The 20,550-nt window shown below is 70.0% G+C and carries 19 protein-coding genes and 7 tRNA genes; 9 read left to right on the top strand and 17 right to left on the bottom strand.

From position 1 onward, the window contains the following. Positions 1-57 precede the first annotated feature (57 nt). Complete coding sequence (dxs, locus tag AAFO60_RS01050) at positions 58-1,986, top strand: 1-deoxy-D-xylulose-5-phosphate synthase (RefSeq protein WP_347954297.1); 1,929 nt, start codon at positions 58-60, stop codon at positions 1,984-1,986. Between the two features lie 176 nt (positions 1,987-2,162). On the opposite strand, the gene AAFO60_RS01045 is transcribed toward dxs, so the two are convergent. The 4 genes from AAFO60_RS01045 to AAFO60_RS01030 all read right to left on the bottom strand — a co-directional run bounded on the left by AAFO60_RS01045 (position 2,163) and on the right by AAFO60_RS01030 (position 4,744). Next, positions 2,163-2,357, bottom strand: coding sequence for a hypothetical protein (locus tag AAFO60_RS01045; protein WP_347954296.1), 195 nt, complete (start codon positions 2,355-2,357; stop codon positions 2,163-2,165). 174 nt (positions 2,358-2,531) lie between these two features. Beyond that, positions 2,532-2,690: a hypothetical protein gene (locus tag AAFO60_RS01040; protein WP_347954295.1), complete on the bottom strand. Its 159-nt coding sequence runs from the start codon at positions 2,688-2,690 to the stop codon at positions 2,532-2,534. Between the two features lie 189 nt (positions 2,691-2,879). After that, positions 2,880-4,106 carry a ribonuclease D gene (locus AAFO60_RS01035; RefSeq protein ID WP_347954294.1) on the bottom strand — a complete coding sequence of 409 codons (1,227 nt, stop codon included), beginning with the start codon at positions 4,104-4,106 and terminating at the stop codon, positions 2,880-2,882. Beyond that, complete coding sequence (locus AAFO60_RS01030; RefSeq protein ID WP_347954293.1) at positions 4,103-4,744, bottom strand: DUF3000 domain-containing protein; 642 nt, start codon at positions 4,742-4,744, stop codon at positions 4,103-4,105. Before AAFO60_RS01030 ends, AAFO60_RS01035 begins: the two co-directional genes overlap by 4 nt. A gap of 171 nt (positions 4,745-4,915) precedes the next feature. Between AAFO60_RS01030 and hemE the strand changes: the two genes are divergently transcribed. The 3 genes from hemE to hemQ are packed head-to-tail and all read left to right on the top strand — an operon-like array spanning position 4,916 to position 8,095. Then, complete coding sequence (gene hemE, locus AAFO60_RS01025) at positions 4,916-5,944, top strand: uroporphyrinogen decarboxylase (protein WP_347954633.1); 1,029 nt, start codon at positions 4,916-4,918, stop codon at positions 5,942-5,944. Next, complete coding sequence (gene hemG, locus AAFO60_RS01020) at positions 5,941-7,362, top strand: protoporphyrinogen oxidase (RefSeq protein WP_347954292.1); 1,422 nt, start codon at positions 5,941-5,943, stop codon at positions 7,360-7,362. Before hemE ends, hemG begins: the two co-directional genes overlap by 4 nt. A gap of 37 nt (positions 7,363-7,399) precedes the next feature. Next, complete coding sequence (gene hemQ, locus AAFO60_RS01015) at positions 7,400-8,095, top strand: hydrogen peroxide-dependent heme synthase (RefSeq protein ID WP_347954291.1); 696 nt, start codon at positions 7,400-7,402, stop codon at positions 8,093-8,095. Positions 8,096-8,205: 110 nt separating this feature from the next. Here the strand turns inward: hemQ and msrB are convergent, their stop codons facing one another. Genes msrB through AAFO60_RS00995 form a run of 4 tightly spaced genes read right to left on the bottom strand, consistent with a single transcriptional unit; the run spans position 8,206 to position 12,118 of the window. Continuing rightward, a complete protein-coding gene (gene msrB, locus AAFO60_RS01010) occupies positions 8,206-8,625 on the bottom strand; it encodes a peptide-methionine (R)-S-oxide reductase MsrB (protein WP_347954290.1) in 420 nt (139 codons plus the stop codon). Then, positions 8,622-9,857 (bottom strand): glycosyltransferase family 87 protein, encoded by a 1,236-nt coding sequence (locus AAFO60_RS01005; protein ID WP_347954289.1) that lies wholly within the window; start codon positions 9,855-9,857, stop codon positions 8,622-8,624. Before AAFO60_RS01005 ends, msrB begins: the two co-directional genes overlap by 4 nt. A gap of 25 nt (positions 9,858-9,882) precedes the next feature. Further along, positions 9,883-11,436 carry an alpha/beta fold hydrolase gene (locus tag AAFO60_RS01000; RefSeq protein ID WP_347954288.1) on the bottom strand — a complete coding sequence of 518 codons (1,554 nt, stop codon included), beginning with the start codon at positions 11,434-11,436 and terminating at the stop codon, positions 9,883-9,885. Between the two features lie 10 nt (positions 11,437-11,446). After that, entirely contained in the window at positions 11,447-12,118 is a 672-nt protein-coding gene (locus tag AAFO60_RS00995; protein WP_347954287.1) for a dihydrofolate reductase family protein, read from the bottom strand. A gap of 152 nt (positions 12,119-12,270) precedes the next feature. On the opposite strand from AAFO60_RS00995, the gene zapE reads away from it, so the two are divergent. Both zapE and AAFO60_RS00985 read left to right on the top strand, forming a co-directional pair. Continuing rightward, positions 12,271-13,287 carry a cell division protein ZapE gene (zapE, locus tag AAFO60_RS00990; RefSeq protein WP_347954286.1) on the top strand — a complete coding sequence of 339 codons (1,017 nt, stop codon included), beginning with the start codon at positions 12,271-12,273 and terminating at the stop codon, positions 13,285-13,287. Positions 13,288-13,315: 28 nt separating this feature from the next. Continuing rightward, on the top strand, positions 13,316-13,966 hold the full coding sequence (locus AAFO60_RS00985; protein ID WP_347954285.1) for a Type 1 glutamine amidotransferase-like domain-containing protein: 651 nt from the start codon (positions 13,316-13,318) through the stop codon (positions 13,964-13,966). Positions 13,967-13,970: 4 nt separating this feature from the next. Here the strand turns inward: AAFO60_RS00985 and AAFO60_RS00980 are convergent, their stop codons facing one another. Then, entirely contained in the window at positions 13,971-14,594 is a 624-nt protein-coding gene (locus AAFO60_RS00980; RefSeq protein WP_347954284.1) for a GNAT family N-acetyltransferase, read from the bottom strand. 129 nt (positions 14,595-14,723) lie between these two features. On the opposite strand from AAFO60_RS00980, the gene AAFO60_RS00975 reads away from it, so the two are divergent. Both AAFO60_RS00975 and AAFO60_RS00970 read left to right on the top strand, forming a co-directional pair. Continuing rightward, a complete protein-coding gene (locus AAFO60_RS00975; RefSeq protein WP_347954283.1) occupies positions 14,724-15,617 on the top strand; it encodes a DUF4261 domain-containing protein in 894 nt (297 codons plus the stop codon). A gap of 147 nt (positions 15,618-15,764) precedes the next feature. After that, a complete protein-coding gene (locus AAFO60_RS00970; protein WP_347954282.1) occupies positions 15,765-17,354 on the top strand; it encodes a DUF222 domain-containing protein in 1,590 nt (529 codons plus the stop codon). 9 nt (positions 17,355-17,363) lie between these two features. Here AAFO60_RS00970 and AAFO60_RS00965 read toward each other — a convergent pair whose 3' ends face one another. From AAFO60_RS00965 to AAFO60_RS00930, 8 genes are all read right to left on the bottom strand, one after another. Beyond that, positions 17,364-18,215, bottom strand: coding sequence for a DUF4261 domain-containing protein (locus AAFO60_RS00965; protein WP_347954281.1), 852 nt, complete (start codon positions 18,213-18,215; stop codon positions 17,364-17,366). Between the two features lie 64 nt (positions 18,216-18,279). Next, positions 18,280-18,354 (bottom strand) — tRNA-Val (locus AAFO60_RS00960). A gap of 18 nt (positions 18,355-18,372) precedes the next feature. Next, positions 18,373-18,446: transfer RNA gene (locus tag AAFO60_RS00955), tRNA-Cys, on the bottom strand. 14 nt (positions 18,447-18,460) lie between these two features. Further along, positions 18,461-18,533: transfer RNA gene (locus AAFO60_RS00950), tRNA-Gly, on the bottom strand. A gap of 124 nt (positions 18,534-18,657) precedes the next feature. Beyond that, positions 18,658-19,593, bottom strand: a complete 936-nt coding sequence (locus AAFO60_RS00945) for a hypothetical protein (protein WP_347954280.1) — start codon at positions 19,591-19,593, stop codon at positions 18,658-18,660. A gap of 99 nt (positions 19,594-19,692) precedes the next feature. Next, positions 19,693-19,767: transfer RNA gene (locus AAFO60_RS00940), tRNA-Val, on the bottom strand. Positions 19,768-19,785: 18 nt separating this feature from the next. After that, positions 19,786-19,859 (bottom strand) — tRNA-Cys (locus tag AAFO60_RS00935). A 14-nt stretch (positions 19,860-19,873) separates the two neighbouring features. Next, positions 19,874-19,946: transfer RNA gene (locus AAFO60_RS00930), tRNA-Gly, on the bottom strand. 447 nt (positions 19,947-20,393) lie between these two features. Here AAFO60_RS00930 and AAFO60_RS00925 point away from each other — a divergent pair. Continuing rightward, positions 20,394-20,465, top strand: a tRNA-Val gene (locus AAFO60_RS00925). The last annotated feature ends 85 nt before the right edge of the window (positions 20,466-20,550 follow it).

Genomic DNA, 20,550 nt, shown 5'->3' with positions numbered 1-20,550 from the left:
AGACTGGGTCTGTTATGCGGTCGCTCGGGCCGCTGCGGCTGTGAAGGAGGACTACGGATGGGCGTGCTGGATCGGGTGGATTCACCGGCAGACGTACGTGCGTGCTCGCCAGAGGAACTGGCCGAGCTCGCCGACGAGGTCCGGCAGTTCCTGATCCAGAAGGTCGCGGCCACCGGCGGTCATCTGGGCCCCAACCTGGGCGTGGTGGAGCTGACCCTCGCCCTGCATCGCGTCTTCGACTCGCCGACCGATCCGATCCTCTTCGACACCGGCCACCAGTGCTACGTGCACAAGATCGTCACCGGCCGCAAGGACCGCTTCGACACCCTCCGTCAGCGCGGCGGACTGTCCGGCTACCAGGACCGCACCGAGAGCCCGCACGACTGGATCGAGTCGTCGCACGCCTCGGCGGCGCTGTCGAACGCGGACGGGCTGGCGAAGGCCTTCGCCCTGCGCGGGGAGGATCGGACCGTCGTCGCCGTCGTCGGCGACGGCGCCCTGACCGGCGGCATGTGCTGGGAGGCGCTCAACAACATCGCCGACGGCGACCGCCCGGTGGTGGTCGTCGTCAACGACAACGGTCGCTCCTACGCCCCGACGATCGGCGGGCTGGCCCGCAACCTGTCGGCGCTGCGCCTGCAGCCCGGATACGAGAAGTTCCTGCGCAGCGGCAGGCGGACCCTGCGCACCATCCCGGTGGTCGGCGACGCCGCCTACGCCGTCCTGCACGGGATGAAGAGCGGCATCAAGGACCTGGTGTCGCCGCAGGCCATGTTCGCCGACCTCGGCATCAAGTACGTGGGCCCCGTGGACGGGCACGACCTGGTCGAGATGGAGTCGGCGCTGCGGCGCGCGAAGGCCTTCGGCGGACCGGTGATCGTGCACGCGGTCACCCGCAAGGGCAACGGCTACGCGCCCGCCGAGAACGACGTCGCCGAGCAGATGCATGCGACCGGCAAGATCGATCCGGTCACCGGCCGGGCCCTGTCCGCCTCCGCGGTCGACTGGACGTCGGTGTTCTCCGAGTCGCTCGTCGCCGAGGGCGCACGTCGCCCGGAGGTCGTCGCCATCACCGCGGCGATGCCCGGCCCCACCGGTCTGTCGGCCTTCGGCGACCGGTATCCGGAGCGAATGTTCGACGTCGGCATCGCCGAACAGCACGGGATGGCGTCGGCGGCCGGCCTCGCACTGGGCGGCATGCACCCGGTGCTCGCCATCTACTCGACCTTCCTCAACCGTGCCTTCGACCAGCTGCTGATGGACGTGGCGCTGCTCAAGCTGCCGGTGACGGTGGTCCTGGACCGTTCCGGCGTCACCGGCCCGGACGGCCCGAGCCACCACGGCATGTGGGATCTGTCACTGATGTCGCTGGTGCCCGGGCTGCGGGTGGCCGCCCCGCGCGACGCGGCCACCGTGCGCGAAGAACTCGCCGAAGCATTGGACGTCGGCGACGGACCGACCGCCGTGCGCTTCGGCAAGGGCCAAGTGCCCGAGCAGATCCCGGCCGTCCGTCGGCTCAGCGACGGTGTGGACGTCCTCGTGGAGGCCGACGAGCCGGGCGGAGTGCTGATCGTCGCCGTCGGCGCCTTCGCCCAGTTGGGCATCGACACCGCGCGCGTGCTCGAGTCGCGCGGGATCACCGCCACCGTCGTCGACCCCCGGTGGGTGCTGCCGGTGCCCGAGTCGGTCGTCGAGCTCGCGCGAGAGCACACCGCCGTCGTCACGATCGAGGACAGCGGGGTGCAGGGCGGAGTCGGAAGCGCCGTCGAACTGGCCGTCGAACGTGCCGGAGTCGACGTGCCGGTGCATCGCCGCGGTATTCCGCAGCAGTTCATCGCGCACGCCTCGCGTGATGAGATCCTCGTCGACTGCGGCCTCACCCCGTCGGCGATCGCCGACTCGATCTGCGTCGAGGACGATGCGCCGTCGCTGGTCGGTCCGGAAGAGCCGGTGGCGCTGGAACTGCCGGTCCGAGCGGCGCGCTAGCGTCGGCTCGTTCGACCGGCCCGGGGAGGGGCTGGTTCCGGGCTGGGATGCTCTGAGCAGACCGATCGCGGGTAGAGACTTTGCTTTGGTGGGGCGCGCAGTGCAAGTTTCGTCAGTCATGAAGCACCTGGCGGTGGTGTGCCGCCGCACGAAACGGCGGCACACCTCGGCTCGGTTCAGAGCCGGACGAACAACAGCACGTACAGCACCCAGAGCAGAAGCCAGATCGTCGCACTTGTGCCGACGATGTGTCTGCCCTGCCAGTCGAGTTTCCGGTACGCCCGCACGTACAACCAGACGCACGTGAGGATCGCAGGCAGCCAGATGAGGTTGTCGACGATGCTGTTGATCAGCACCTCGATTGTCGTCATTGTTTGGTTCATTCGTCTTTTTTCTTTCTGCGAGGGAATAGATCTGGGTGTCAGGGTGTTTCCCTTTTGCGGTTTGACCGCGTGACTTCTCCCAGAGAGAGGCATCTGACCTCTCTCGTTCTTTCCCCCGGGCACAGCTCCGCTGTGCCTGCTCGTCACCCCTGCTCGTCACCCTCAGTGCTCGTCGACGCAGTTCCACTGCGTCCACGCATCGAGCCGCGCCTGCTCGATCGGTGCCGCGCCTGCTCGATCGGTACAGCCGTCACGCGGCCAGACCGCGCGGACGTCGGCGAGATCCACCCGACCGCCGGTCTTCGCGGTGCTCCCGGCCAACGGGCATCTGCACGGGGTTGGTGGGCAGACCAAGACCGCGGTCTGTACGGGCCGGACGAGGTGACGTAGACGGTCCTGCCTCATCGGAACCTTGTAGAACCGGAAGTCCGCGAAACAGAACCGGAAGTCCGTGAAATGGAAAAGCGCACAGTCGGGATGACTAGCGCGCGCCGACCAGGGCCGACTAGTTCAGGACTGGACCGAATCGATCGCCTCGGCGATCGGGTCGGCCACCAGTTCGCGCTGCCACGGTCGGGCGTCGTGCTCGGCGAGCCACTGGTCCACGGTCTGGTCCGCGGCGACGCCCTCCCAGCAGAGATTGCGGATCACGTCCGGGGCGAGGAGATTCTCCTGCGGCACGCCGACGTCTTCGGCGATGGTCTTGAGGACCGGGCGGGCGGCGCCGGCGCGCGCGGCGGCCTCCGGGTTGCGCTGATCCCACCGGTTGTACGGCGGCAGCCCCACCTGCGGGGCCTTTTTCGGGGGCAGCTGCGCGTCGGGCAGCTCGCGGGCGCGTTCGATGGCCCGCATCCACCGGTCGGCCTGCCGCCGCTGCCGGGGGCCGCCGAAGACGGGCAGGCGCACCAGCGCCGACAGGTCGGCCGGATTCGCGGTCGCCGCGGTCACGATCGCCGAGTCCGGGAGGATGCGGCCGGGCGCGATGTCGCGGCGCTGGGCGATCTCCTCACGCGTCGTCCAGAGCTCCCGCACGATCGCCAGCTGTCGAGGCGTGCGCAGATCGTGAATGTTCGAGGTCCGCCGCCAACGGTCGGTGCGCGGCGGCGCGGGCCGACGACTCAACACGTGCTCGAACTCCTGCGCCGCCCAGTCGGCCCGACCGGCGTCGGCGAGGGCCTCGGCGATGTGGTCGCGCAACTCGACCAGGACCTCGACGTCGAGCGCGGCGTAGTTGAGCCAGTCCGCGGGTAGCGGCCGGCGCGACCAGTCGGCCGCGCCGTGCCCCTTCGCCAACCCCAGGTGCAGGAACTCGGCGACCATCGCCGCCAGATTGACCTTCGGAAAGTTGAGCAGACGACCGGCGAGTTCGGTGTCGAACAGGGCCGCGGGCCGGAAGCCGAGCTCGCGCAGGCAGGGGAGGTCCTGGTCGGCGGCGTGCAGGATCCACTCGGGGCCGTCGATCGCGTCGATCACCGACGTCAGCGCCTCGGGGTGCTCGATCGGATCGATGAGGAAGCTGCCCGCGCCGGCGCGGCGCAGCTGCACCAGGTAGGCGCGCTGCGAGTAGCGGTAACCGCTGGCGCGTTCGGTGTCGACGGCGACCGGCCCGGTGCCCGCGGCCAGCTTCTCGGCGGCCTCGTCGAACTCCTCGGGCAGCAGCAGGACCGGGGGCACACCGTCGCGCGGAGTCGACAGCGGCACGACCGGGGTGGCGGCGGGTGCGGGGGTGTCGTTCACGAGGGATGAACCGAACCGAGTGCGGTGATGCCTGCGGGCGGAAGTCCCGCGGCCGAGGCGAGGACCTCGCAGAACGCCTCCAGGTGCGCGGTCAGGTTCGGGGTCGTCGCCGTCCACGAGGCCCGCAGCTCCAACTGGTGCGACTCCGGCGGGCCGGCGATGTCGCCGTACCGGACCGACGAGGTCGCGGTGACCGTGCCGCCGAGCGCCCGGACCAGGGGCGTCTCGTCGTCGTCGAAGACCTCGGATTCGGTGGCGCCGTCGGGTACGCCGAGCGCCTCGGCCAGCCACGTCCAGGCGACCTGCGGGAGCAGGGGATCGGCGGCCAACGCCTCTTCGACCTCGGCCTGGACGAAGGCCACCAGGCGGAACGAACCGTTCCACGCGTCCTTGCCCGCCGGGTCGTACAGCACGACCAGCCGACCGAAGGCGTTGCCCGCGACGTCTGCCGAGACGAGATCGGCGTCGCCCTCCTCGGGTTGGTTGACCTCCACGCCGAGGGCGTAGCTGTAGGGCGCCAGCCGCTGCGGCGGCCGGATCGAGCCGATCTCGATCTCGCGGCGCACGACGGCGTCGTGAAGCGAGGCCACCGCGGTGCGGAATTCGGCCGGCTCGCTCGGGGCTCCAGAAGTGGTCACGGCGCCAGGTTAAGCCTCCCGGCCTGGCGTTGGTCGGAGGCGCGCCGCAGGAGGAACGGAGCCGAAGTGAGCGATCTCACCGGCCTAAGGGCGCCAGATGGCTAATGACGCGGCGTTGGTGGCAGAGTTGACGACATGACATCGATTCGAGGCCGTCGTTCGCCGAACCGGATGCCGTTGATCGCCGCCGCCACCGGCGCCACCCCGTCCCGCCGACCCGTCTGGTTCATGCGTCAAGCAGGGCGTTCGCTGCCCGAGTACCGAGAGATCCGCGCGGGCCGCGGGATGCTCGAATCGTGCTTCGACGCCGAACTCGTCGCCGAGATCACCATGCAGCCGGTCCGTCGACACGACACCGACGCCGCGATCCTGTTCTCCGACATCGTGGTCCCGCTGAAGGCCGCCGGGGTCGACCTCGACATCGTCGCCGGCACCGGACCGGTGATCGCCTCGCCGATCCGCACCGCCGCCGACGTGGCCGCCCTGCCGCGACTGGATCCGGCGGAGGTCGGCGCGGTCACCGCGGCGATCGGCGCGATCCTCGGCGAGCTGCCCGACGAGAAGTCGCTGATCGGGTTCGCCGGCGCGCCGTTCACGTTGGCGTCGTACCTGATCGAGGGCGGCCCCAGCCGCACCTATGAGCACACCAAGGCCATGATGCTCGCCGAGCCCGCGCTCTGGCACGACCTGATGGGCCGACTCACCGACATCACCATCGCCTTCCTGCGCGTGCAGCTCGATGCGGGCGTCGACGCCGTCCAGCTCTTCGACTCCTGGGCGGGCGCGCTGTCGAAGGCGTCGTACCTGGAGTACGTGGCACCACATTCGTCGCGTGTGCTGGCCGAAGTCGCCGAGTACGGGGTGCCGCGCATCCACTTCGGCGTCAACACCGGCGAGCTGCTCGGGGCGATGACCGACGCGGGCGCCGACGTGATCGGCGTCGACTGGCGCATCCCGCTCGACGAGGCGGCCGCGCGCGTCGGCCACCGCGTCGCCGTGCAGGGCAACCTGGACCCGACCGTGCTGCTGGCCGGCGACGACGAGGTGCTCGAGCGGGAGATCGACCGGGTGGTCGCGGCCGGTCGGCGCGCCGTCGACGCCGGCGCGCCCGGTCACATCTTCAACCTCGGTCACGGCGTGCTGCCGAACACCGACGCCGGCGTGATCACCAGGGCCGTCGAACTGATCCACTCGCTGTGAGCGGGGGCCGCACGCCGCGACTGGCGGTCATCGGGGCCGGAGTGTCCGGGCTGACCGCTGCGTTCCGGCTGCGGCAAGGTCTCGGCGACGACGCGGTCATCGACGTCTACGACGCGGCCTCGGAGCCGGGCGGGCTGCTGCACACCCGGACGGTCGGCGGCGTCGCGGTCGACGCCGGGGCCGAGGCCTTCATCGTCCGGCGGCCCGAGGCGCGCGACCTGGTCGCCGAGCTCGGCCTGGCCGAGCGAGTGGTCTCCCCGGGCGGGTTGCGGCCGGCGATCTTCGCCCGCGGTGCGCTGCACACGCTGCCGTCACCGGCCGTCATGGGAATCCCGGCCGATCCGTCGGTGACGGCCGGGCTGGCCGACCCCGACGACCTCGCCCGGATGACCGCCGAACCGGACACCGCGCTGGCGTGGACGGCGGGCGCCGATCCCTCGGTCGGCGACCTGGTCGCCGACCGATTCGGCCCGTCGGTGGTGGCCCGCAGCGTCGACCCGATGCTCGGCGGCGTCTACTCGGCGCTGGCCGGGCAACTCGGACTCCGGGAGACGATCCCGGCGCTGGCCCGCGCCCTCGACGACGGCGCCCCGTCGCTCACCGCGGCCGTCCGCACGGTGCTCGACGCGGGCTCGGCCGCTTCCGGGCCGGTCTTCGGCGCCTTGCGCGGCGGCTACCGGGAGCTCGTCGACGCGCTGGTCGCGGCCGGTCGGGCACACCTGCGCCTCGGCGTCGAGGTGATCGGCGTCGAGGCGCTCGGCGGCGAATCGGCCGGCGGTGGACCCGGTTTCGCGGTCCGTACCGCGACCGGCGGCGGCCGCGACGACGCCGTCGAGTACGACGGTGTCGTGGTCGCGGTCCCGATCTGGACGGCGGGCCGACTGCTGGCCGCGCTCGCGCCGGAACCGGCCGCGGTCTTCGCCGACGTCGCACCCGCGGGGTCGGCGATCGTGGCCGTCGCCGTCCCGGAAGCGGCCGCGCTGCCCGCACACTCGGGTGTCCTCGTGGCGACCGACGAGGATGCGGTCCGGCTGAAGGCGATCACGTTGAGCAGCCAGAAGTGGCCGCACCTGCGCGGCGGCCCGGTGGCCACGCTGCGCACCTCCTTCGGGCGACTCGGGGATCGGGTTGACGCCACCGACGACGAGCTCGTCCGCCTCGCCCTGGCCGACCTGGAGACGGTCTTCGGGGCCGCGGGGCTGGCGGCACCCGACATCGTCGACGCCGTGGTTCAGCGGTGGCCGACGGGTCTGCCGCACTACGCGCCCGGGCACCTGGCCCGGGTGGGGGCGGCGGCCGGGGACCTGCCGCGCGGGATCGCGGTCGCCGGTGCGGGCTACGCGGGTGTCGGAGTCCCCGCGTGCATCGGCACGGCGACGGCGGCAGTGGGTAAGGTCACCGCCGACCTGCGGACCTGAGGGCCCGTCACAGCGTCGGCGGTGGCACGATGGAGGCATGACTCGCCTCGACTACGCCGAACTCAATTCCACGATCCGCTACCTGATGTTCTCGGTCTTCAAGGTCCGAGCGGGCGAACTGCCCGAGGACCGGGAGGCCGTCGCCGCCGATCTGCAGCGGTTCCTGGACGAGATCGCCGACAAGGGCGTCGTGGTCCGCGGCATCTACGACATCGCGGGGATGCGCGGCGACTCCGACTTCATGTTCTGGTGGCACGCGGAGACGATCGAGCAGTTACAGGACGCGTACTCGACCTTCCGCCGCGCGACCGTCCTCGGCCGCGTCAGCGATCCCTTCTGGAGCGCGTCGGCACTGCACCGGCCGGCCGAGTTCAACAAGAGCCACATCCCGGCGTTCCTGGCCGGTGAGGACCCGGGTGCCTACATCTGCGTGTACCCCTTCGTCCGCTCGTACGACTGGTACCTGCTGCCCGACGCCGAGCGTCGCAAGATGCTCGCCGACCACGGCAAGGAGGCCCGCGACTACAAGGAGGTGCGGGCCAACACGGTTCCGGCGTTCGCGCTCGGCGACTACGAGTGGATCCTCGCCTTCGAGGGCCCGGAGCTGCACCGCATCGTCGACCTGATGCGCGACCTGCGCGCCACCGAGGCCCGCCGCCACGTGCGCGTCGAGATCCCGTTCTTCACCGGCCCGCGCATTGACGCGGCCAAGCTGGCGAACTCGCTGCCCTGATCCGGCTCCACCGGCGATCATCCCCGCAACAGCGATCAGCGGTGTGGTTCCCGTTCCTCTGACGGACGCTGAACCACACCGCTGGTTCTTGCTCGGAGCGACTGACTGCTTCAGTCCGCGAGCGGTTCGAAGCTCAGGCTGATCGAGTTGATGCAGTAGCGCAGGTCGGTGGGGGTCGGGTAGCCCTCACCGGCGAAGACGTGGCCGAGGTGGCTGCGGCAGTTGGCGCACAGCACCTCGGTGCGGGTCATGCCGAGCGAGTCGTCGACCCGTTCGATGATCGCCTCACCGGCGAGCGGCGAGAAGAACGACGGCCACCCGCAGTGCGAGCTGAACTTGGCGGTGCTCCGGAACAGCTCCGCGCCGCACGCCCGGCAGCGGTACACGCCGACGTCGGTGGCGTCGGTGTACTCGCCGGTGAAGGGCCGCTCGGTGCCCGCCTCCCGGAGGACGTGGAACTCCTGCGGCGTCAGACGTTCACGCCACTGTTCATCGGTGAGGTCGGTGAGATCGGTCGGCTGCTGGGTCATGACCCCAGGGTAGCGCGCGCTCCGTCGTCGGCGGCGGGTCCGCGGTCGGCGTTCTCACCGGCCTGCCGGATGTCGAGGTACCGGAACAGCAGCACGCAGAAGACGCTGATCATCAGCAGCGACCACCCCAGCGGCACCTTGTTGTACTCGAGGTAGCGGCCGAAGGGCTCCCACTCGTTCGACGCGAAGACGTCGAAGGTCATCGCGCCGTACACGCCCAGCCAGGCGGGCCAGTTGCGCATCGTCGAACCCGGCCGGAACACCGTCATCAGCAGCGGGAAGAGCATCATCGAGTAGTAGCCCTGGCCCAGCGAGCCGACGAGGAAGGTGGTGCCGAGCAGGACGCCCGACGAGGTCGCCAGCCACAGCAGCTCGTCGGTGCGACGGTAGTACTTGTACAGGAACCACAGCGAGAACGCGGCCATCGCGACGAAGGCGATCCGCAGCACCCAGGTGAGCCAGCCGTCGACGCCGAAGTATGCGGCGTTGCCGGTGATCGAGCTGTTGTAGTAGTCGCGGGTCTCGCCAAGGTACGGAACGGTCCGTTTGACGAAGTCCATCGGGTCGTTCGACAGCGGCCACGCCACGACGTTGAGCAGCAGCGGCACGCCGACGGCGGTGATCAGGATGCGCCACTGGCGGTTGAGCAGGACCAGCAGCAGCAGGGGCGCCAGGACGGGCTTGACCGCCAGCGTCAAGCCGATCGCGACGCCGGCCCACAGGTCGTGGCGGCCCAGCATCAGCATCATGAAGGCGAGCAGGCCCAGCAGCACGAAGGCGTTGAAGTTGGTGAAGATCAGCGTGTGCGCGACGGTCTCGGTGCTGAAGAAGAAGAACAGCACGACCGGCAGCACCCAGGACCGGTGGTCGAAGCCGAACATCCGGGTGAGCAGGTAGGCGCAGACGATCAAGACGACGACGCTGGCTGCGATGAACAGCCAGCGCGAGGTCTGCGGGTCGATCACGGCCAGGGGCGACATCAGCAGGGTGCCCGACGGCGGATACAGGTAGTGGGGGTCGACGGTGCTGTAGTTCTCGTTGTAGACCGGCAGCCGGTTGAGGAACTTGAAGGCGGCGTCGTAGACGGGTGTGAAGTCGTCGGTCCGGTGGCCGTTGACGCCGAGGATCAGCGACCGCTGGATGATCATCATCACGGTGATCGGCCACAGGATCAGTGGAATGATCCGCTGCGAATCCATTCGCGGGTACAGGGCTCGGTCGAGAACATTCACCCGCGCACCGTACTACATGCGGGGCTCACGCCGGGCACGTGCGTTCGGCGGGTGCCGTCAGCGGCGCCTCGCCGAGGTACTGGCCGATCAGGTCGGTCGCGCAGCGCGAGTGGGCCGCCACCGAGTAGCCGAGACCGTCCCAGGTGACGGTGGTCTGCGCGGTGTTCGCCGCCAACATGAGCGGGATCAGGTTCTGGGCGGCCTCGGCGCCGTTGATCGGATCGTTCTGACCCACCAGGATCAGCGGGTTCACCGCGAACCGGTCGGGGGCGGGCGGGGTGTCGGTGACGCCCCAGCCGTCGCACCGCACCAGGTCGAGGGCGCTGGTCGCGGCGGTCAGCGGCGCGCGCGCCGCCCAGTCGGCGGCGAGCGAGGCGACCCGGTCGGTTCCGGGGCGACCGCGCATGTCGTTGCAGCGGGCCACGATCTGCCCGTCGGCCAGGCGCAGCGGCCGGGAGCGGTCGGCGAGGGCGCGCAGCGCCGCGGTGTCGCCGCGGTCGGCGGCCGACAGCGCGTTGCCGAGTTCCTTCAACCCGGCGGGGGAGGTGTCGCCGACGGCGAGGGCGGTGGTGAGCGCTTGCAGGACCTCGGTGTCGGCGAGCGCGTCGTCGCCTGCGGTGGCCCCGCCCGACATCAGCCTGCCCAGGACCGCGCCGCCGTTAGCGCCGATCGAGCAGCCCGCGCCGGCGCAGCGCTGCACGAAGGCGGTGAGGGAGGCCTGCAGTCCGCGGGCCCGGGCGGCGGCGGCCTCGTCGGCCGTCACGTTGTATCCGACCGGCGTGTCGAGGATGAGACGGCCGACCGCGTCCGGATGAGCGGCCGCGTAGGCGAGCGCGACCGACGACCCGCTGCCGACGGCGAGCAGGGCGAGACGGTCGACGTTCCAGCGTTGGCGCAGTTGCTCCAGATCCTCGCCGGCGTCGGCGGCGGAGTAGTCGAGCTGATCGGGGTGCAGGGTGTCGTTGCACTGGTCGGCGGCGGTGCGCGCCGACTCCGACAGCTTCTCGGCCCGGTCGCCGATGCTGCGGCCGGGCCCGGCCGCATTGACGTCGTACGTCGCGCGCTGGGCGGTCGTCATGCAGTCGATCAGGCCGGAGGTGCCCATCCCGCGGTGGTCGACCGCGACGAGCGGGTGGCGGTCGAGCAGACTGCGGCCCGCACCGTCGGCGAAAGTCAGCAGGGTGCGGGAACTGGGCAGGTCGTCGCCGCTGGTGAGCACGATCGGCGCGGCGTCGGCGGGGGTGGCGGCGCTGCGGGCACGGACCGCGCCGACGCGGATCGTCGCACCCGATCTGTCGGTGGAGCTGACCGGCACGTCGTAGCGCGCGCACTCGAGGGTGACGCCGTCGGGGGCCGACGTCCGGTACTGGGCGGCGAGGGCGCTCGCGCACGGGCGCCAGTTCAGGTCTCGTTCCGGAGCCTGCAGCGCGGGCTGCGTGACGATGTCGGCGGGTGCGGCGCCGCGGTCGCCGCGCACGATGTCGGGCCCGGTGTCGGGGCCGACGGCGCATCCGGCGAGCAGGGCGGCAGCGGTGAGCAGCCCGCCGGCGGTGGCCGCGAGGCGTCCGGAGAAAAGCATGTTCGCGAGCCTAGTCGGAGCGAGGGGCGTCGTCGCCGACGGCACGCTCCCACAGTTGGTACAGGTAGCCCTCGTCGTCGCCGAGCACGTGGCGCAGCCGCATCGGGGCCGAACCGTCCGCGCCGTGCGCGATTCGCGGAGCGGCGCCGCCGACCAGGATCGGGCTCACGGTGAGCGCCAACTCGTCGAGCAGCCCGGCAGCGGTCATCTCGGCCAGGAAGCGGGGGCCGCCCTCGCAGAGCACGTTTCGGTGTCCGCGCGCGGCCAGCTCGTCGAGCAGGATCTGCGGGTCGACGGTGTCGGTCCCGCAGTCGAACAGGGTGGCGCCCGCGTCGATCAGCCGCTCGCGCGCCTGCGCGGGGGCCTTCGCGCAGGTGGCGATGAGGACGTTCGGATCGGCCACGGCGGTGTAGTCGGGGGCGATCCCGAGCGAGCGGGTCACCAGGACCAGGGGCGGCGGGTCGGCCCGGCCCGTCGCCGCCCGTAGGTCGCGGTAGCGCTCGTCGACGGTCGGCGGGCGGTATCCCTCGGTGACCGCGGTCTGGGCGCCGACGACGATGACGTCGGCCAGGGCGCGCTGCAGATGGAAGATCGCGTTGTCGCCCGCACCGCCGAGCGCACCGGACCGACCGTCGGCGGTGGCCGCGCCGTCGATGCTCGCGACCATGTTGGCGCGGACCACGGGCCGGGACGATCCTGAGAAAGCGGAAGAATCCGGGAAGGCGGAGGAATCCGGGAAAGCGTAGGCCAGGGCCAGGTCGCGGGCTGTGACGTCAGTCGCTTTCTGCAGGGTGAACATGAGTCCATCATGGCGGTGGTCGTTACCCTTGGCTAATGCTGGCACGACTTAGCGATCGGAACCCGGTCCTGGCTCCCGACCAACTCATCGGTGAGATGATCCCGCCGACGATGTTCGACGAGGTGAGCTTCGACTCCTACATCCCCGACCCGAACGAGCCGAGCCAGACCGCGGCGGTCAACGCCACCCGCGACTTCGTCGCCCGCGCGTCGAAGGTGCGCAGCGGCGGCAAGCGGAGCTTCTTCCGCAAGGCGACGCCGCCGCACGGCATCGGGCTGTACCTGGACGGCGGCTTCGGCGTCGGCAAGACGCACCTGCTGGCGTCGATCTATCACTCGATGCCCGGACCGAAGGCGTTCGCGACCTTCGGCGAGGTCACCAACGTCGTCGGCGCGCTCGGCTATCTCGATGCGCTCGAGCGGCTCGCGGACCACAGCGTCCTGTGCATCGACGAGTTCGAGCTCGACGATCCGGGCGACACGATGGTCGTCTCACGGCTGCTCACCGAGCTGACTGCACGCGGCGTGTCGATTGTCGCCACGTCCAACACGCTGCCCGGCCAGCTCGGGGAGGGGCGCTTCGCCGCCCAGGACTTCCTGCGCGAGATCCAGAAGCTGTCGGCGATCTTCGAGACCGTCCGCGTCGACGGACCCGACTACCGGCACCGCGATCTGCCGCCCGCCCCCGAACCCCTCGGCACCGAGGAGCTCGAGGCGCTCGCGCAGAACACCGTCGGCGCCACGCTCGACACCTTCGACGACCTGGTCGCGCATCTGGCGAAACTGCATCCGTCCAAGTACAAGTCGCTGGTCAACGGGGTGAAGCTCGTCTGCGTCGAGAACGTGCGCCCGGCGCCCGACCAAGCCGTCGCCCTGCGCCTGGTGGCGCTCGCCGACCGGCTGTACGACGCCGAGATCCCGGTGAGCATCTCCGGGGCCAAGCTCGACGAGCTGTTCACCCCGGAGATGGTGGCGGGCGGCTACCGCAAGAAGTATCTGCGCGCCACGTCCCGTCTGCTCGCCCTGTCGCGATTCGCCGAAGCCAACGACTGATCGGGGACGAGTGCGGGATAGTCGGGGAATGTCGGACGACACGTCGGGGCACGGACGCCTCATTCTGCTGTCGCTGGGCGCCGGGGCGCTGCTGACGCATCTGCCGCCCGGTGACGGTGCCGAGCCCCTGCGCATCGGCTACATCGACGAGGCGCAGCGGCACCTGCTCGACGAGCCCTTCACCGGGCCCGAACGCGAACGGCTGGTCCGCTTCGGTTACCGAGTCGTCGACGTCGACCTGCGCCGCAGCGGGTTCGAGAGCGTGCTCGCAGGCGTCGACGCGGTGTATCTGTCCGGCGGCGACACCTTCGCGTTGATGTCCGGGCTGCGGCGCAGCGGCGCCGACACCGTGATCGCCGATCTGGTGCGCGCCGGGATGCCCTTCGTCGGACTCAGCGCGGGCGCCGTCGTCGCCGGCCCCGACATCGAACCGGCGGCCCTGATGGACGACCCGGGGATGGGACTGGACCTCGAGGACTTCCGCGGTCTGGGGCTGACCGAGACCGTGGTCATTCCACATGCCGACGGGCAGCTTCCGCCGTACCCGCTCGAGCTGATCGACCGGACGCTCACCGAGTACGGCGATCGTTTCACCCTGCTGCCGCTGTACGACGATCAGGCGCTGGTCGTCGACGACGAGGGCTCGCACGTGGTCCCGTCCGCCGACCCGATCGACTGACCGCTCACCGCGCGGCGTCGGGCTCCGTGCCGCGGGCCAGCACGTAGTCGTGCTCGATGGCGCCGTTCATGTCGAAGGTCTTGGTCCCGATCCGCTCGAAGCCCATCTTGGCGTAATAGCGCTTGGCACGTTCGTTGCCCGAGTGGACGCCCAGCCAGATCAGGGTCGCGCCGCGGTCGCGTGCGGCGTCGATCGCGTAGGCCATCAGGGCGTGCGCGGGGCGGGCGTCGCTGCGGGCCGAGTGGTGGTCGGGCAGCACGTACATCTTGGAGATCTCGGTGACGGTCCCGTCGGCGAGCGCCGCGGGGCCGCCCGGGGTCGACTGCAGGGCCGCGCGCACGTCGGGGTCGTCGGGTGCGGTGTGCACCAGCAGCGAGTACCCGAGGATCGGTCCGGCGGGATCGGCTCGGACGGTCAGGACCTGCCGGTCGGGATCGGCGAGGTACTCGGTGAATCGTTCGGCCGACAGCACGCGCTCGATGTGGGCCGCGATGTTCTCCGGCGTGGAGTGCGGGGGACAGGCCAGCGGGAAGGTGATCGCGGCGACCTGTGCGATCGCCGAGGCCGCGGCCGGATCGGCGACCGTCTCGATGACCAGATCATCGGTGGGAGCGGGGTGAATCGTCACCGCTCCATTCTGCCAGGATCACCGGTGCCGACCGGGTGTCGGCATGACGGTGCCCGCCGAACCTGCTGAGATGGGGGTAGCGCCCGCGCCCGGACGTTCGCCCGAGCTGATCGATAGGACAACCATCTCATGGGACCTCTGTTCGTCACCCTGTTCCAGACTCGTTCCGATACCGCTCTCGATGCGCAGGCCGTGCTCGATCAGATCCGTGAGGACTGGGGCGAGCGGCTCGCCGAGGAGTTCGACGAGGTCGGTGCGCGGACGCTCACCGGAGATCTCGGGCCCGGCCTGAGCCCAGATGCACGGGTGCTGAGCTTCGCCTTCGACGAGATGCGGATCATGGTGGCCCCGGCGCAGACGCAGTACGACCTGGACCTGGATGTCGAGGCCGCGGCGTCGGTGAGCCCCTTCTGGGACTCCCGCCGGGACCTTCCCGATGTGAACGGTCCGTCGCTGATGGTGATGGCGGTGCCGGATGCGACCGACGATGACGATTTGGAGGCCTACCTGCTCGATGAGGAGCGCGATGTCGTCGAGGAGGCCATGTGGGTCTCCAACGTGACCGCCTCGCTGGTCGCGTGCACCGACTCGGTGAGCGCGGTGTACCTGCCGACGTCCGAGCAGATCGCTGCCCCCGACCGCTATCGCGAAGCCGCGCTGGATGTCGCGCCCGACCTGCCGCTGACGATGTGGGTCGACTTCCTGGTGTCGGAGGAGGCGGGCGTGGTGACCGGGGAGACGCTCGGCATGAGCGATCTCGGTCTGATCGACATCGAGATCGACGAGTGCGAGCTGCCCGGCGAGGACGTGGTCAAGGTGCTCGTCGACGCGGCGGTCGTGCTCTACGACGACGGTCTCGTGATCGGCGACGGTGACATCGTCGAGAGCGATGGGGGGAACTTCACGGCCTCGATCGCCGCGTCGAAGTACGACCCCGAGCAGCCCGTCCTCCGGTTGTCCCTGGTCGTCGCCGCCAACCGGGCCCAGCGACGGGCCGCGGCCCGCAAGCGCGGGAGTCGCTGACGGGTTTGCGCCGACGGGGGTGCGCTGTCGGGTTTGCGCTGACTGGTTTGCGCTGACGTTGCCCGGCCGGCCCTCGCGACGGCCGAATTGTCAGACCCTGCCGCTAGTGTCGAACGTGAGTTCGTTACCGAGCGGAAGGTGCAGGTCATGGGAGCAGCAGTCGTGGACCGGGCCGGGGCGGGCACCGGGTCGTCGGTGAAGGTCACCGAGGACTCGGTGGTCATTCGGATCGGCCGTCCCGAAGCGTCCGACCGCGCGGCGCTGGTCGGTTTCGCGGCGCGCGCGGACTGCTACCAGGGGCTCGTGATGTGGCACCGCTACGAGGCGGTGTACACGGTGCTGCAGGACCGGACTGCCGAGCTGGCGGCCGACCCGGACGCCGACGCCTACACCCGGCTCTACGATCCGCAGTGCCAGGTCGCCGCCTCCTTCGCGGCCGCCTCGGGCGTGCGGCAGTGCACGGCCGAGTTCTTCCTCGAGCGCGCGATCGCGTGCATGGACCGCATTCCCGCCGTCGGCCGCCTGATGCGCGACGGGCTGATCACCCCGGCATGGTTCGCGCGGGCGGTCGAGCAGGTCTCGCTGGTGGTCGACGCCGATCTGTTGGCGGTCATCGACGCCGAGATCGCCCACCGGTTGGCGGGCATGGGCTCGTTGTCGGCGGCGCGTGTGGAGGCCGCCATCGCGGCGGTCGTCACCGAGTTCGACCCCGACGCCGTCACCTTGACGCGCGAGCAGGTCAAGGCCTCGAAGTCCGTGTCGGTCGAGCCGGTCAACGAGGACGTCTCGGCCTTGACGATCACCACCTCTGTCGAGGACGCCAAGCTGTGCTGGGAGGTGATCGAGGCGATCGCGGCCGGGGTGTGCCCGAACGACCCGCGCACCAAGGCCGCCCGTCGCGCGGATGCGGCCGTCGCCCGCCTGCAGGGCACCGAGTTCGGTTGCCAGTGCGGAGAGGACGATTGCCTCGCAGAGCTGTCGGCCGAGCAGGTCGCGGCGCGGTGCGCGCGGATCGTGCTGCACGTGGTGGTCCGTGAAGAGACCCTCGACGGTGCCGCCGACACGCCGGCATGGTTGGACGGGTTCGGGCCGGTCTCGGCGCCCCACGTGCGGGAGTTGGCGACACGCCGGGATGCGACACGCCGCCCGGTGAACCTCGACGAGGTGCTCGCCGGGCGGTGCGCTCGCGCCGGTGATCCGTACCGACCCACGACGGGGTGCGATGTGCTGGTGCGAGCCTTGTTCGGGACGTGCACGTGGGCGGGGTGCGACCGGCCGGCCTTCGACTGCGATCTCGATCATGTGGCCGAGTTCGACCACGTCGATCCGGCGGCGGGCGGTCCGACGTGCGTGTGCAATCTCAACCCGAAGTGCCGGTTCCACCACGGCCTGAAAACACATGCGGACGGCTGGCTCGACGACCAGATCGTCGACGCGAACGGGGTGATCTGGACCGAGGTCACCGGCCCGGAGGGGATCACGGCGCGTCAGCGGGCACAGAACCTGTGGCTGCTGCCCGAACTGGGCCACATGCAGTGCCGCCACGGCCAGGACATTGCGGGGTACGTGGTCTCGACGACACGCCCAGAATCGCGACACGCCGAGGATGAACCGGAACGGGCGCGGACCCGCACCCAGGCCAAGCACCGGTACCGTCGTCGGCAGCGGGCCGTCAACCGTCGTCGCCGAGAAGCGGTTGAAGCGGCGGCCGTCGCCTACGGGGAACCGCCCTTCTGACCGGGACTGCTACTTCCGCCCGAACCAGCGGCGCTTCTTCGGAGCGGGCCGGTCGTCGGGGACGTCGAGGTCCGGGAACTCCTCGCCGACGAACTCCAGCGCCAACACCGTCTTGTCGGCAGCCACCTGCGACGGGGCGTGCCGCGCCACGATCTCGGCGGTGTCGGTGGCACCGAGCGTGTCGCCGTCGCCGATGACCGGACCGTTCTCCAGCAGATAGATCGCGGTGTTGACGATGCGCCCGAAGGTCTCCTCCGCGGTCTCGTGGGAGGCGACGATCTCCACGTCGGGAAGTCCCAGCATGTCCAGACCGCGAGTATGGCCGGTCATGATGCCGTCGGGGCGCGGCGCGACATTGAGCGCGACCCAGGCCGGCAGCATCGGTTGGGGGAGGGTCTCCAGGGCCATCTCGCGGAATAAGGCGGGCAGCACGACGTGGTTGGCGCTGCCGAAGTAGACCGCCACGATCGACTCCGACAGCGCGACAGCGGCGGCGATGACCTTCGATGCCAGGATCGCGTCGGCGATTCCCTCCACGTGCGTGCCGTCGGGGCCGGGACGTCTGACGCTCACGATGGTGTGGGCGCCGTAGTCGGCGGGGACCGGTGCCTGGTGCGGCCACAGACGGCTGTAGGCGGCGATCTCCGCCAGATCATCACCGACCGGCTCCGGGGTGCCCAGGAGCAGGATCTGCTGGTCCCCGTAGGTCATCGACAGCGGAGCGTCGGCACCCGCGGACTCGTCGACGCGGAAACGGCCGGGATCGAGGTCGGGGAAGTCGGCGGACATCTGGGCGATCAGGCGGGCGGCAGTCAGGTCCGGGTCGAGTCGACTCTGGAACAGCATCGCAAGGCTCGGCACGAGATTCGGTCCTTTCGGTGTGGAACGAAAGCAGGCCCGAGCTTCTGCTCGGGCCTGCTTTTCATGGTGCGCGATACAAGGATTGAACTTGTGACCTCTTCCGTGTCAGGGAAGCGCTCTCCCACTGAGCTAATCGCGCAAGTATGTAATTCTCTGGTGGAGGTGGCGACGGGAATCGAACCCGTGTGCACGGCTTTGCAGGCCGTTGCCTCACCACTCGGCCACGCCACCGGGGAAGAACTCCGAGCGGATGACGGGATTCGAACCCGCGACCCTCACCTTGGCAAGGTGATGCGCTACCAGCTGCGCCACATCCGCATGCCGGCGAACTCGTCTTGTGGACGTGTTGCTCACCGGCGAGAACAAACACTAGCGGCACAGCGGCGGCATTTGCAAACTGGGGGTCTGGAACGGGGTGGAAAACGGTGTGTGACATGCAGATTCAGCGCGGGGGCGCATCGGGTGAACTGGGGAGCCGGATCAGCGTCAGCGACTGGGCGAGGGTGTCGAGGTGGACTGAGGCGAGCAGCGACGACTCGTCGGCGCTGGCGCGGAGTGCGTCGGCCGCGTGACGGTCGACGACGGCGTCGACGGTGTGATCGAAGTCGTCGATCGCCGTGGCGGCGTCGAGCCAAGCGCGCCGGTCGAGACGGTCCCGAACGTCGGCCACGCCGACCCGAAAGTCCTCGAGGGCGGCCACGCGCTCGGCGAGGGCATCGGTCCGGTCGTCGAGGGCGCGGGAGCGGTCGATGTAGGTACGGACGATCTCCGCGTCGCGAGCGCGCTGCCCGGTCGGGGTCGCGCCCAGGGTCTCCCATCCGCGGTGGACCTCGCGCGCGGTCGTCGCAGCGTGGGTCACCTCCGCGGCGAGGTCGACGCGAAGTCCGTATCGATCGAAGAAGTCGTTCTTCCACGCCGGGTCGTCGATCACCCGATCCGCGGCGGCGGCCGCGATGAGGGCGATGCGGCCGGCGTCATCGGCGTCGATCGTCGACAGCGCCTCCTTCTCCTCCGAATCGAGTCGATAGCGGCGGCGCAGCCTCATCTCGGAGTACTCGGGCGTCTCGTGGTGCTCGGGTGGGGCGACGAACGGCAGCCAACTCAGCCCTACCGCGCGGGCGCGGAGCGTGAAGTCCTTCCGCAGCCAGGTGTCGACCACGAGCGTGGTGAATCCGGAGGCGGTGCCGTCGGGGTCGAGTGGGGCCGCGTGGAGGCGCATCTGGGAGCTGCGGCGCGCACGGGCCATGGACAGGTCGGTGGCGTGGGCCGTCAACTCTGCTCCGAGCCGGTCGATGCGGGCGTGAACGCGGGGCGCGATGACGCGCACGCAGAAGCCCACGACCAGCAAAGCGGCCGCGATGGTGAGGATGGTGCCCATGCGAGGATGAAATCACACGGCTGTGACAGGGCGGACCGATGTCGATGACCGACAAGCAGTCGACGCCCGGCGATGAACCGGGCGTCGACTGCTTGTACGTGGTGCGCGATACAAGGATTGAACTTGTGACCTCTTCCGTGTCAGGGAAGCGCTCTCCCACTGAGCTAATCGCGCAAGTATGTAATTCTCTGGTGGAGGTGGCGACGGGAATCGAACCCGTGTGCACGGCTTTGCAGGCCGTTGCCTCACCACTCGGCCACGCCACCGGGGAAGAACTCCGAGCGGATGACGGGATTCGAACCCGCGACCCTCACCTTGGCAAGGTGATGCGCTACCAGCTGCGCCACATCCGCATGCTTGTGAGCTGCCTTGTGGGCGCTGCTCACCAGCGATGAGAACATTAGCGGGGTGCACGACGAGAACACAAATCGGCTGGTGAGCGACTTACAGCCGTGTGATTCGGGTGCGGTGGAGCCGGGGCCGACATGTTCGGCGCCGGTGGACTCCGGTGTATGCGCTTTCTGCCGTCAGGTGGAGCTTGCGTCGGGGCAGCGTGCGGCCGTCAGTCTGTGCCCGGTGGTGATGCGGCGGGAGGATGAGTCCGGGCGGAGTGTGCGGCAGGGAGGAGGGGTGCGGGCGCCCTTCAGGTCGAGGCCGAGACGGTGCTCCAGTCGGGGTCGTCGACCCGCGATGAGGCGGCTGCCCAGGGGATTTGGCAGGCCAGGTCAACGATGTGTAGTCTCATTTCTCGTGCGACGCCGAGGTGTTGCGCCGACTGCATGCGGTCGTCAACTTCATACGGTCCCGTGGCTCAGTGGAAGAGCGTCCCGTTCACACCGGGAAGGTCGCTGGTTCGATCCCAGCCGGGACCACAACGAAAACCGCCTGTTCGCAGGCGGTTTTTTCGTTCTCCAGGCGTTCAATATTCAGGTTCAGGGCCCGCGTCTGTCCTGGCCG

The sequence above is a fragment of the Gordonia aichiensis genome (assembly GCF_039946255.1).
Classification (GTDB): Bacteria; Actinomycetota; Actinomycetes; order Mycobacteriales; family Mycobacteriaceae; genus Gordonia; species Gordonia aichiensis_A.
This window is presented reverse-complemented; position numbering and strand designations above follow the sequence as displayed.